At 61.0% G+C, this 12,955-nt stretch carries 9 protein-coding genes; 3 read left to right on the top strand and 6 right to left on the bottom strand.

The window, feature by feature from the left end; all coding sequences use genetic code 11:
• Positions 1-134: 134 nt before the first annotated feature.
• Positions 135-3,002, top strand: coding sequence for an ATP-binding protein (locus AXW83_RS25685; RefSeq protein ID WP_066619217.1), 2,868 nt, complete (start codon positions 135-137; stop codon positions 3,000-3,002).
• A gap of 352 nt (positions 3,003-3,354) precedes the next feature.
• A complete protein-coding gene (locus AXW83_RS25680; RefSeq protein ID WP_066619214.1) occupies positions 3,355-3,849 on the top strand; it encodes a DUF427 domain-containing protein in 495 nt (164 codons plus the stop codon).
• A gap of 3 nt (positions 3,850-3,852) precedes the next feature.
• Here the strand turns inward: AXW83_RS25680 and AXW83_RS25675 are convergent, their stop codons facing one another.
• The 5 genes from AXW83_RS25675 to AXW83_RS25655 all read right to left on the bottom strand — a co-directional run bounded on the left by AXW83_RS25675 (position 3,853) and on the right by AXW83_RS25655 (position 10,613).
• Positions 3,853-4,524: a hypothetical protein gene (locus tag AXW83_RS25675; RefSeq protein WP_066619212.1), complete on the bottom strand. Its 672-nt coding sequence runs from the start codon at positions 4,522-4,524 to the stop codon at positions 3,853-3,855.
• Positions 4,525-4,962: 438 nt separating this feature from the next.
• Positions 4,963-7,365 carry a bifunctional DNA primase/polymerase gene (locus tag AXW83_RS25665; RefSeq protein WP_082767407.1) on the bottom strand — a complete coding sequence of 801 codons (2,403 nt, stop codon included), beginning with the start codon at positions 7,363-7,365 and terminating at the stop codon, positions 4,963-4,965.
• On the bottom strand, positions 7,362-7,682 hold the full coding sequence (locus AXW83_RS27435; protein WP_156640438.1) for a helix-turn-helix transcriptional regulator: 321 nt from the start codon (positions 7,680-7,682) through the stop codon (positions 7,362-7,364). The genes AXW83_RS25665 and AXW83_RS27435 overlap by 4 nt, the downstream gene beginning before the upstream one ends.
• 178 nt (positions 7,683-7,860) lie before the next feature.
• Positions 7,861-9,219: an integrase family protein gene (locus AXW83_RS25660; protein WP_082767406.1), complete on the bottom strand. Its 1,359-nt coding sequence runs from the start codon at positions 9,217-9,219 to the stop codon at positions 7,861-7,863.
• Between the two features lie 266 nt (positions 9,220-9,485).
• A complete protein-coding gene (locus AXW83_RS25655) occupies positions 9,486-10,613 on the bottom strand; it encodes a zinc-dependent alcohol dehydrogenase family protein (protein WP_066619203.1) in 1,128 nt (375 codons plus the stop codon).
• A gap of 606 nt (positions 10,614-11,219) precedes the next feature.
• On the opposite strand from AXW83_RS25655, the gene AXW83_RS25650 reads away from it, so the two are divergent.
• Positions 11,220-11,615, top strand: coding sequence for a carboxymuconolactone decarboxylase family protein (locus AXW83_RS25650; RefSeq protein WP_066619201.1), 396 nt, complete (start codon positions 11,220-11,222; stop codon positions 11,613-11,615).
• A gap of 368 nt (positions 11,616-11,983) precedes the next feature.
• Here the strand turns inward: AXW83_RS25650 and AXW83_RS25645 are convergent, their stop codons facing one another.
• Positions 11,984-12,748, bottom strand: coding sequence for an IclR family transcriptional regulator (locus tag AXW83_RS25645; protein ID WP_066619199.1), 765 nt, complete (start codon positions 12,746-12,748; stop codon positions 11,984-11,986).
• Positions 12,749-12,955 lie beyond the last annotated feature (207 nt).

Below are 12,955 nucleotides of genomic sequence, written 5' to 3'. Positions count from 1 at the left end.
CTCCCATCCTGCGGAGACCGCCCGTTATGCATTGTTAGATTTTGTTATGGTCTTGAATTCGCCTCGTCTCGTACGGGCGTGGCTAAGATCGGGCGTCTGAGGTAGGGTGCGAGAAACGGTTAGAGGCCTGCGACATGACGACAGGGGGCGGCCCGGCCGCCTACGAAATCTCGTTCGGACCATTCCTGTTGCGAGCGAACGAACGTCTCCTTACTAAGGAGGGGGTCGTCGTCGAACTGGGAGCTCGCACGTATGACTTGTTGATTGCGTTGACGTCTGCTCCAAACGAAGTCATTAGCAAGCAAGATCTCATTGCACGTGTTTGGCCCGAGGTCGTTGTCGAGGAGGGCAGCCTCCGATTTCATATGAATAGCCTCCGAAAGGCGCTTGGCGACGGAAGAGAAGGCGCTCGCTTTATTAAAACGATGTCCGGGCGCGGCTATTGTTTTGTTGCAGCGGTTTCACGCGCATTGACCTTGCATCTGCCGGCTGCGGCATCTTCCAATTTCCCTCACGCAAATCTTCCCAGCCGACTGAACCGAATAATCGGCAGGGACGAGGACGTCCTCCAAATTACTGGGCAGCTCGAAACATGCCGTCTTGTCACCATTGTCGGGGCGGGTGGTATCGGGAAGACAACGGTCGCCATTGCGGTAGGACACGGGCTAAGCGACGATTTCGAGGGCGCCGTCCTGTTCGTCGACCTTGGTATGCTCAGCGACGCCCGCCTTGTGACTACTGCGATCGCATCCATGCTGGGCATACAAGTGGGGGCTGGAGATGCACAGACTAGCTTGATCGCGTTTCTGCGGAATAAGCGGGCCCTTATCGTCCTTGATACATGCGAGCACGTTGTCGAGACGGTGGCTCTGCTTGCCTCCAGTTTGGTGGAAGCGGCATCTCAGGTTTACATCCTTGCGACCAGCCGCGAGCCTCTCAAGATCGAAGGAGAACGCGTCTACCGACTTGATTCACTTGCTTGCCCGCCCGATGATCGAACGGCGTCAGAAGCGGCGATCCGCCAATTTCCTGCGACTCGATTGTTCATCGAGCGTGCGGTGGCAAACGACACTCATCTTGCTTTGGACGAAGCTGATGCGCCGATCGTCGCGGGCATCTGCCGCAAGCTGGACGGCGTCGCACTGGCAATCGAATTGACGGCGAGGCGAGTGGAGGCATACGGCGTCAGGCAGACAGCCGCGCTTCTCGATCAGCATCTGACGCTCCAATGGACAGGTTCTCGCACGGCGCAGCCTCGACACAGGACGCTGCAGGCCACCCTCGACTGGAGCTATGAGCTCCTGTCTGAGCTGGAGCGTGCCGTACTCCGTCGACTTGCTGTGTTTGTCGGTCACTTCACCCTCGACGCCGCGGTCGAGGTCGTGGCGAGTTCCAACCTTGACCGTTCAGCGGTGCTCGGAGCTGTTGATAGTCTCGTCGCCAAGTCCATGGTCGTCACCCGCCCGATCGGCGCAATGTTGCGCTATCGGCTTCTGGACACGACGCGCGCCTATGCACTTGCGACCCCCCTCCAAGCCCACGAGCGCGCAGATCTCGCTGTTCGACATTCAATCTACTACCAGCGCTGGCTCGCGCAGAGTGCGGGCGACTGGGCGAGCAAGACGACCGGGGCAGAACGTGCGTCTTATTTTGCTGCGCTGAACAACGTCCGCGCCGCTCTGGAATGGTGTTTTGGTGAGGACGGCGAGATCGCCATCGGGGTGAAACTGGCCGCGGCCGCTGGCCCTGCGCTTCTTGCTATGTCGTTGATGCCTGAAGCGCTCCGCTGGTCGCGATGTGCCATCCTTGCGCTTGACGACAACTCACGGGGAGGCGTCGACGAGATGCATCTCCAAGCCGTTTTCGGGATTGTGGCGACGCATCTCTACGGAAAAATCGACGCAGCGTTGGTGGCCCTGAACCGTGGACTCGAAATCGCCGAAGCGCGGGGCGACGTCGTCAATCAGGTCGGGCTTCTCAGCATGCTGCGGACCTTCTACTTCCGCAGCGGAGATTTCAAAACCGCCCACGCGTACGCACGCCGCTGTAAAGGCTCAGCCGACACGATTCAGGATTTCGCCGCGTCGGCACAGGCTCGGTCCATTCTAGGAAGGTCGCTCCACCTGGCTGGCGACCTAGCGGCCGCGCGCGTCGAGCTCGAGGCCAGCCTACTCGATTGGACGGTGGCAGGCAGGACAACGATCTACCTCTCCCACGAACTTCATTTTCCTAGTGAGGTGACGATGGTAAGAAATCTCTGGCTGCAGGGCTTTCCAGATCAGGCGACAGAGCGCACTCACAAAGTTATCGAGAGCGCGGTGAGAACCGACCGGCCTGCAGCGTTGACCGTCGTCTTGGGATGGGCGGTCTCGGTCTTCCTATGGACTGGGAATTGGGAGCACGCGCAGGAACACATCGACGCCTTAATCTATCAGGCGGAGACCAATTCGTTGGGACCATTCATCGCCGCGGGACGGGCCCGCAGGGGGGAGCTCGCCATCCTGCGTGGCGCGGCAAAAGAGGGCGTAGAGGATCTGCGAGCGAGCTTGGCGACCATTCACTCAATAGGCTACGAGGTCCTCACCACGGAGTTCAATATCTCGCTCATCCGAGGATTAAAGGCCGTCGGGAATGTCGCCGAGGCCGCAGAGTTGGCCGAGCGTACTATCCGAAATGTGGAGAGGAAAGGCGACGATCTCTACATGCCGGAACTTCTCCGCATAAAAGGGAACGTATTACTTGCCATATCGCAGCGGCATGACGAGGCGCAGGCGTGCTTCCGACGATCTATCGACATGAGCCGTCTTCAGGGTGCGCGAGGCTGGGAACTCAGGACGGCCACTGATCTCGCCAGAATGATGAACGAAGATGGAAACCCTTACCAAGCCCGCAAGCTCTTAGAGCCAGTGCTCGGGCTTTTCGTTGAAGGAGAGGGCACTGCGGATGTTAGGGAGGCGGAGCAGGCCTTGGCAGAAATAATAGGCTCTGCATCTTTCATATGAAAAATGATTGGCTCGAAAGCGGACTACATTCCGCACTCGGCTGTCTCCGCTGTGACGTCATATCAAAAAAAATGACGTACATCTGCCGGACGTCTATGGGAGTCATCGTCCCTTCAGTTCCGGCACGCTCCGCCGCCTGCGGACTGACAGCCCGGCCGCGGGAACGCCGCAGGCAAGCCTTGACTATCAGACATCCCGCCGGTGATTGCCCAAAACCGGACGTTGCCAGAGTCGGCTCAGGGTCGAATTTATCCCGTTGGCCGCTCTCCAGAGAGTGGACTTTCGGCGTGAACCAAGCCGTCCGCTTTTGTCCCGATCAATCCACTAGTCGATGGATTGGAGAGGATTCCCAATGAACGTCACGCGCGACCCAACCGGGCCAGGTCAGGAGAGCGTCTGGTCATTCCCGCGGCCCGCAGTCGCCGAAGCGTGCTCACACCACATCCTGATCCGACATCGCGGCCAAACGATCGCGGAGGCCAGGGACTCGGTTCGCGTCATCGAGACGAGCCATCCGCCGACTTACTATCTCCCGCCCGACAGCATTGCCAATGCGCGGCTCATACCATCGCCGCATCGCTCCATCTGCGAATGGAAGGGGCAAGCCAGCTATGTCGATCTCGAGCTCGGCGGCGAGACGTTACAGCAGGTCGGGTGGCTCTACCGATCGCCGACGCCAGCATTCCGCATCCTGGCCAACTTCATCGCGTTCTACGCCGGACCGTTCGATGAATGCCTGGTCGACGGCCACCGAGTGACGCCGCAGCCCGGCGGCTTCTATGGCGGTTGGATCACGCCACTCGTTGCCGGACCATTCAAGGGGATTCCAGGCAGCCGGTTCTGGTAGGCGTCAGAAGGTCTGTTGCGATCGGAGGCGCATCCGCCGTTCGACTTCCATCTTCGCGATCTCCGACAACGGCACGCCGAGCATCCATGCCGCTCGTTGATGGGCCAGCCGCGTTTTGCGGATATGACGCTGTTCGGCTTGGAGAAGATCACCAAGGCTGATGTCGGGCGGCACCGGCTGCCCCATGGCTGCAGAGAGCCTCTGGATCCGGCGGACGCGCAATGCCGCCAGTCGGCGCCGCTCGGCAGTCTCGGCCCGCTGACGGGACTGAACAGCCTTCCGGCGATCTTCCTTCGCCTGTTGGAGGGCCTGAACAGCCTGTTCGCGATCTTCCTTCGCCCCTTGCGGCGCTATGGCAGCGCGGCGGGCCCGTACGGGCTGGGAGATGCTGCCAGGCTTCTTGCAGGGGTGGCAACGCCGACGGAGCGCCTCACGCCGGATCTGAGATCGGGTCACATACTGAATAAAGCTGCCGCGGCAATCGCAGCATTGCGCTCTGAGCTCATATTCCAGAATGCAGAAACCGAGCGGCGTGTCGATCGCACGCAAATCCTCGCATTTGAACCGCTGCCCGAGCGAGAGGAAAACGTCGCCGACCTGGAACCGAAGCTTCGTTACTCGCTGTGCACGGCTCATCGGCTTCTTGGCGGGGACGGTTCTCTCAGGGCGCTTCATCGAGTGATCTCCTGGATGGAAAGCAATCGGATCCGCCGCTCGATCTCAATCGGGATCATATCCGATAGCGGAACGCTGAGCATTTTCGCCGATCGCAGATGCCCCCGTCGCAGGCGCCGGATGCCCTTCCCCTCCGCAACGATGGCCATGGCCAAGGGCTTGCCACCCGCGGCGAGAGCCGCTTTGACCAATCGAGCTAGGTGCCTCGCGTCGCGCGCCTTCGTTGCCTTCTCCGTCGCGCTTCGAAGCCGCCGCTCACTTGCGTGTCTCGCCACCGGCTTCGTCACCCGCATCGGCTCCTTGCAGTCGTCGCAGCGACGGCGCAGCCGATCGGCCTTGATGTCCGAGCGAAGGGCCACCTGCCAGAATTGGCTTGTGCAGTCATCACAGCGAGCCAGAAGGCGATAGCGATGCGAGACACGGCCAGACAGCGGCTTCTCAACGCCGAAGCATTCGAACGGCTGGCCATAAGATAGGATCAAGTCGCCGCTGTGGAACCGCTCGCGCTTGTCTCGCGTCGCTCTCGACATCGGCCGGCGCGACCTGCCCTGAATCGTAACCGAACGGCGGAGCGTCATGGCCGATCTCCCCCGCCCAACATCGCGATGGTAGAGCCGGCAGCGGAAGCAGTGGAAGTCCCCCTATAGGGGGACTTCCGACTTCCGCTCTTCCAACTTCATCCACTTCCGTGACTTCCGCCGCTTCCGGAACAAGAGCAAGCCATTGGTTAGGTTTGACTTTTTTGACTGCGCGTTTCTTTTCCAGCGCGTGCCGAGACTTCCGGATGCTCTCTTTCGGATCTGAAGCGGCACTTCCGCTTTTTGCCCATGCCAATTCGGCTTCAGCCATCCATTCTGCGGTGGTCAAAACCGTCTCGAAGGGGCCTTTTCGCCGAATAGCGGTCCAGAATGCCGCTAAAAGCGTCTCCTCCAGCGGCCCGAGCACTGGGCGCGCCAAATCCGCAGCCGAGAAATTTGCAGGCTGGATCGCGCCAACCTGTTCGCCATTCGCGATGGTCACCCCGACGCTTTTGAACCAGAGCGGGTCAGCGCCTCGGGGTGTCAGGTTGTGCTTGGCGCTATCCAGTTTGGTGTACCAGGATCGGTCCTCTGGCCGCACTTTAAGAGCATTCGCTTCCGACTGGGTCATCCTGTCCAAGGTATAAGCCAGACGCACGACCCCGCCTTGAGACCCCGCGCCACGCCAGGAATTGACATCTCCGGAATGCCCCTCGGATGAGGCCCCCGCCGGTTTCCGTGTGTGTGCAACGACCATAACGGCGCAGTTCCCGCGTACTGCAATTTCGCGCAAGGTCCGCAGGACACTTGCCATTTCCTTATTGTTGTTCTCGTCAGCTTCATGAAGTTCAACCAACGGGTCCACGATGAAGACGTCGATGCCGTTGCGCTTGATCTGCTCGATAATGCGTTTGACTTCCGGCGCGGTCTTGATCGCCCCGCCTGGGCTTCGTGTCGCGATCATAAGTGGACGCTCGACGCCGCTGTCGACGAAGAGGGCCGGATCGCCGTCGATGTGGAGTTGCTCGGGGCAGATATTGTGGAGTTGCCGGATGGCGGCGTTCCGGCGTCTGAGCTCAGCCCCGTCGTCTTCCTGATTCCAGTACCAGACCTTTGCCTGCGAGGGCACCGCAACGCCGATAACGTCTGGTCTTCCGGTCGCTATAGCGTGGCCAAGCGCAAGTCCAAGGCTGGTCTTGCCCATACCACCAGGGCTGATGAGCGCGGTGACGAAGGTTCTGGCGAGCAGCGCAGGCACGATCCATTCCCGTGGCGGGATCAGCGCTGGATCTGAGCACGAAGTCGGCGTCGGCTTTGGCCATTCGTCGTCATCGGTTCTAACAATCGGCTTCTGGTCGATCTCCTCATGTTGGAACTCGACATCGGCGCTGCTCGAGCCGATCGGGTTATGCCTGTAATCCGCGGCGTGCTGTACCCGCTCGCGGATGTGCTCCTCGGACCTCGGCTCCGGCCGCCTGTCGTTCCAGTGCTCAACCATGAGACCGCACGCCGTCTCGATGGTCACGCCGTAATCGAGCACGCCGTTGGCGACGCTGTAAGTGCCGTGCAGCGGCGCGCGGCTCACCAGATAGTCGGTCGCGCGGGCAATGGCTTCCGGCGTATCGAGATCGTCATCGTTGGCGGCCGGCGCCTGCGTCTTTACCGGCCTTGGACCGCTCACCACCGGCAGGAGCCAGTCGGGCGCGCTTGCGTCCTCCGCATCGATCGCGACCGCGTAAGCCTTCCCGTCGATGACGGATCCAGGGGCCACGACGTAACCGCCATCGCCCCTTATATCGAGCCCTTCTCCGAGTGTTGAGGCGCTGTTTCGAACATAGACCCCCTCGGGGGTAGTGAGGTAGATGTGCTCCCCTCCCGTCGGGGTGCGCACCGTCAAGGACAGCGGAAGATCGTCATTCCGCAGTTCGAGCGCCTCCAGAGATAAGGAACCGTTCTTACCGTTCTTGTTGTCGACGTCGACGACGAGCAGGCCTTCGCCCGTCGCGATGCCGATATTATAATCCAGCGGGTCTCCGCTGAAAGCCTCTGACCAGAAGCGGTGTACCCGCTCGGGGTCGGACGTGGCCCTGGTGAGACCCCCTTCGACCGCCGGCGTCTTTCCGTTCGGAAGCAGCGGAAAAACCCGACGACCTTGCTTTGCCAAGGCGACCGCCTGACGCCGCCTAGCTTCAGGATGGATTGCTTCACTAACTGGTTTAGTGTTAGGCTGCATCTGCAGAGACTCGATATTGCCTGGCGTTCCGCTGGCCGGCGGCGTCAGGCTTTTTCGTTTCGGGGTGGCGACGTCGAGCGTTCCACTCATCGTCCTGAGCCGGCACCGCTTAACCAGGCGCGGACCTCGCCAAGGCGGTACCGCGGCCGCCCTTCAACTTTGAACTGCCGGGGGCCACGTGGCTGTTCGCTGCGCGCCCATAGGCGAAGGGTGACGGTTGCGAAGCCGCTCAGCGCGGAGACTTCGGCGATCGTGACCACGGTTTCGTCCGGGGCGTCGGTGATGCCTTGCAAAGGCACGCGGCGACGCGAGCGGCAAACAACCGCTTCGCTTGCGGGCTGCGAAGCCGGCGCTACGGCCAGCGGAATGTCATTGGGAGACTGGAAACTTTCAGACTGCATTTGCATAGCGATGCTCCTCATTTCAGGAGCGGAGGCTCGGGCTGATCAATCGCCCTATTTCGCTATTTCGCAGTGTCCTATTTGGTTCAGCTCGACCCGCCGCAGGGCGTTGTCGGCAGACACTATGCCCCATCGCTTCCTGAACTGCAACTCCCTGATCCAATTCGCTAATTGTCGAAACCGCTTAAGATGCTTTTGCCTGGGATGACGACGGGACTCGCGCTTTCCGAGAGCTCAGACGCACAACGTTCGACTGTTCCGGCGCAGGCCCGGCCGCGAGCGCCTCGACAAAGCCCGTCCATTGTTTCGCAGCATCAACGCGCGCCTGCCAGCGGTCGTGCTTGTCATAGATCCGGTCCAACTCGGTGCCGCGCTGGTGGCCGAGCATCATCTCGGCCGTGTCCTCGTCAACACCAAGCCGCGTCAAGCCGGTTCGCATCGTGCGGCGGAAGTCGTGCAGCGTGAATTGAACGCCTGACGCCTTGCGTACCTTCGCGACGTGCTGCGTCCAGCCGCTCATCTCGCGACCCGTCAGAGGCGAGGCAAAATACAGCCGCTCTTGGGTGAGCTCGCACCCCGCTAGGATGCTTCGCAGCATGGGTGTCACCGGAATGCGATGCGATCGCCCCTGCTTGGTATGGTAAGGTGGCAGGTCGAGATGGCTGCCCGCGTCCATGCTGACTTTCAGCCGCGCCATCTCCGCACGTCTGGCGCCCGTCAGGATCATGGCGCGGATGTAGCGTCCTAACACTGTCTCGGGCGCCGCGGCGTGCCAGATGGCCGTGAGTTCGGCGTCAGTGAGGGCCCTGCCCTTCTCCTGGGTATCGATGCGCTCGGCCTTCGTTGACCGCTCCCGCCGCAAACCGGCTAGGACATTGAACGGGGCGAGCCCCTTATTTGTGCACCACTCAAGCCAGGTTCGCGCGTGGCGACGAAAATCTGCTGCGGCGCCAGGCTTTTCTTTCGCCTCGAGCTTTTCAATGAGGGCGGTTAGGTCAACGCGGCGAAGCGTGGCGACATCGCGCGCTTTCAGGCTGGCGAGGTTGCGGCGCAGCGTGCTCATGGCAGTGGTGACATTGACGTACCGCCGGCGCTTCAGCGAGGCCTCGTAGTCATCGAGCGCGGCCGACACTCTCGCCTTGTCCTGGCGTCCGGTCTCGCGACGGGTTGCCGCGGGATCCTGCCCCTTCGCGACCTTGCCGGCTTCCACCTGCGCAGCCTCGCGAGCCTTCTCGACTGAGAGCGCAGGCCAGGCACCAAGTGGTAGTTTGACGGGATTGACGCGCCGGCGCTGGCCGTCGCCCGTCTCTGTGTATGCGCCAGGCGGACGATAGACGTAAATCCAGGCGCGGCGGGCTCGGCCGATACGCAAGGCCAGTCCCGGCATCTTCTCATCCCAAACGATGAGCTCGCCTTTATCCGGCGACGGCAATGCGCGGATCGACGCCTCGGTCATCCGCAGCTTGCTTGGTTCGCGGCGCTGGGCGGCGACAGGCGCAGGTTCTGAACTAGGGGGATGCATTTCGACCTCCGGTAACAGCATGGTAACACACGCCGCTGATGGTCGCCATCACTCCGTATCGCTCAGTATCGCTACTATTACGGCGGTTTCACTGGAATTTTATCAAACCGCACCATGGCCTATCACCATAGGCATTCACTTGGTAATGGAGAGGTCGAGAGTTCAATCCTCTCTCGCAGCACCAGCGATCCTTTTTGATTTCGCCATCGACAATTTATCTTCTTGCGATCGGGCCATCTCGATCAAATGCAAGATATTGCGGCGTGGTACTCCTGCAGGAACCTGGTTCAGAAGGTGATGACGTGGCGCACGACCTTGCCCTGGTCGAGCAGGTCGAAGGCTTCGTTGATGCCGTCCAGCGGCCCGGTGCCCGAGAGCAGCCGGTTCACCGGCAGACGCCCGTTCAGATACAGCGACATGAAGCGCGGGATGTCGCGCGGCGGCACGCAGCCGCCCATGTAGCTGCCATGGATCGAGCGCTCTTCGCCGACCAGATGCACGGGCGGGATGACAATCTGCGATCCCGGTGCGGCAAGACCCGCGGTCGCGGTCTTTCCGCCCCGCTTGGTGATCTTGTAGGCCAGGTCGAAGGCTTTTACGGAGCCCGCCATTTCGATCGCGTGATCGACACCGCCTTTCAGCGACGATCTGACCTGTTCGACGATGTCGGGGTCCGAGGCGAGATAGGTATCCGTCGCGCCAAGTTCGCGGGCCAGGTCGAGCTTGTCCTGCGCCAGATCGATCGCGACGACGCGCGAAGCCCCGCTGGCGACCGCGCCGAGGATCGAGGACAGCCCGACGCCGCCGAGGCCCACGACCGCGACGGTCTCGCCCAGCTTGACCTTGCAGGTGTTCACGACCGTGCCGACCCCGGTCATGACCGCGCAGCCGAACAGGGCCGCGTCGACCATGGAGATATCCTCCTCGATCTTGACGATCGAGCGCCGCGAAATAACGGCGTATTCGGCAAAGGCCGAGACGCCGCTGTGGTGATAGGGCTCCGCCCCGTCGTCGCAATGGAAGCGGCGCTCGCCTCCCAGCAGCGTACCGGCGCCATTGGCCGCGTGGCCTGGCTCGCACATCTGCGCCCGGCCATCCATGCAGGACAGGCAATGACCGCAGGTCGGCAGGAAGCTCATCACCACGCGATCGCCGCGCTTCAGATCGGTGACGCCGGGACCAGGCTCCTCGACCACGCCTGAGCATTCATGCCCGAGTACCATGGGCGTCTGACGGGGACGGTCGCCGTTGATCACCGAGAGATCGGAATGGCAAAGACCGGCCGCCGCGATCTTGATCAGGACTTCGTTCGGCCCCGGCGGATCGAGCTCGACCGTCTCGATGCTCAGCGGCTTGTTGGCGCCGAACGGTCTCTGGATAGGGGACCGGCGCAGGACCGCGGCTCGGATTCGCATGTTTCCTCCTCGGGCGCCCAATAATTGCGTGGTCTTGGGTCGAATGTTTTGTTTCAGGCCGAGATCGATTGTTCTCGGGACGAGCTTATCCAGCCATTTTTAAGCAGTCAATCAGACAATCGAATAGGAAGTTCGGCCGTTCACGCGACGCCTACTATGGCGCAACATGCCGCCGACGACGATAGTCCTGCCAACGATCCAAATCATGCGCCAGGCGCCGACGGCTTACTACTTCCGAAGGGCCAGACATTAAATCGACTGAGATCAGACAATCAGTCAACTCCTTGACGGTGTCTCGAGCCTCGATAAGTCTAGGAGGTCGATAGTCCGACGACGATCAGCCGCGATCGGGAAGCGCTCCACAGAGGGCGCGATGCGACAAAGCGATAGGGGGTGAGATGAACAAGAATGGGTGCCGGCGAAATATTCCCGCGTTTGCGCGAACCGCTGGCGCAAGGCCGCCGACGGGCTGGGACGGGAATCCGACCGCACCGTACTCGCCGCCGCGAGCACGGTCCTCCCGACAACGATGCTGTTTGCAGTTCCATCCCGGCCTGTAGCCGGTACCCCTTCCTGTTCTCCGCAACCGATGAAAAGGGTTTTGCCATGTCCCGTAGCGAACAGTTCGAGAAGGGCTTGAAAGTCCGCCGCCAGGTGCTCGGCGCCGATTATGTGGACGGCAGCCTCGCCAAGGCTGACGACTTCATGATGGCGTTCCAGGAAATCACGACGGAATGGTGTTGGGGTTATGCCTGGACGCGGCCGGGCATCGATCTCAAGACCCGATCCATGCTGAACCTCGCGATGCTGACGGCGCTCAGCAAGCCGGTCGAGCTGAAGCTTCACGTCAAGGGCGCTCTCGCAAACGGCGTGACGGTGGACGAGATCAAGGAAATCCTGCTTCAGGCCACGGTCTATTCCGGCATCCCGGCAGGTCTCGACGCCTTCAAGGCGGCCCATGAGGTGCTAAAGGCCGAAGGCGCCATCCCCGCCGAGAAGTAGAGAGCGTAGTTCCCGTCATCCCGGCTTGACCCGGGTCCATAGGAAGACTCCGGAGCTTTACACTGGACCCAAAGTACCACAGACTTTTTCCGAAGGTGATATTCCATCGCCAGGATGCGGAGATGTTGTTCGCGACGGAATGTGCATTCAAATCGTCCCGATCATGGCAGCCCCGAGCCCTTCGCAACGAACTTTTTGACACGGCCGTCGAGTTAGCACCGTGGACGACGGCTCACCGTCACGTCACGGATTTTATCAAGCATATACCCGCGGCGGATGCCGGCGGCATCGGCGGATAGATCGGATGAGGCACGTTCCCAGATCCGCCCGTCGTCCCCCTCAAACGGCGGGGGACCGGGTCGCGGGGCTTAAGGGAAGATCGAGCGCGCCTCACCCCCCAGAGAGGACGTAAGCTGGCGTGCAGCCCGCATCACGGCAGCGCGAATGGCCCGCAAATGCTCTTTGTTGTGAAACCGCGTGATCGTACCGGTCACACAGAGCGATCCGATCAATCGGCTGCCGGGCCCGAAAACCGGTGCTGCAACGCCGGCGATCTCCGGATCCCGCTCGCCAAAGCTGTCGATAATAAGGTCCTCTCCAGTATGCCGCCCGGGCCCGTTCGCAAACCGGGTCAACACATGTCCCGGAGCCCCAACGTCCAGCGGCAACAGCGTGCCGACCATGACATGCTCCCGGACACGTTGCTGGCCATCGGACCGCAGGAGCACGAGACGGCTATCGTTCTCCCTGATCTCGAACATGGCGTCTTCATCGGTTTCCTTGGCGAGATCCTTGAGGACGGGCTCGATCACCGCGCGAAGATTAAGCGACTGATCGTACACTTGCCCGAGGTAGAAAACAATGGATCCGAGCGTATACCTTCCATCCGGAAGCTTTGACACGAAGCGATGGTCCTGAAGCGTCGCAAGCAAGCGCAATAGGGTACTTTTATAGTACCCCGTGCGCCGCGATAACTCGGCCAGGGTCAAACCGCTATCGTTGACCTGAAATGCCGTCAGAATATTGAGGGCGCGTTGAACGGAGGCAACGCCCAACGCTTTCGCGTCGGAGCCGGGTTCGGAGGCCATGTCGCCGCGCCCTTCCTCATGGCTCGATCGGTTCTTAACAACCATGGCACCTCCAAATATTATCGAAACAGAAAATCGGTTCTGTCTAGCAGAATAAAATTGATCAACCAGTTTGACGACGCAGTTCCGAAGCACGCGGTCGCCAATCGATCGTGTTTGGACCGAGCCCTTTCCCGTGGCAATACGTCCGAGTGTTGAGGTGAACTAACGCAATCTCGGTGCATTCGTATAATGACGGCAAATCCGAAGACC

Source organism: Bosea sp. PAMC 26642, assembly GCF_001562255.1.
Taxonomy (GTDB): Bacteria; Pseudomonadota; Alphaproteobacteria; order Rhizobiales; family Beijerinckiaceae; genus Allobosea.
The sequence above is the reverse complement of the archived record's forward strand: the minus strand, read 5'-3'. Positions and strand labels throughout refer to the sequence as shown.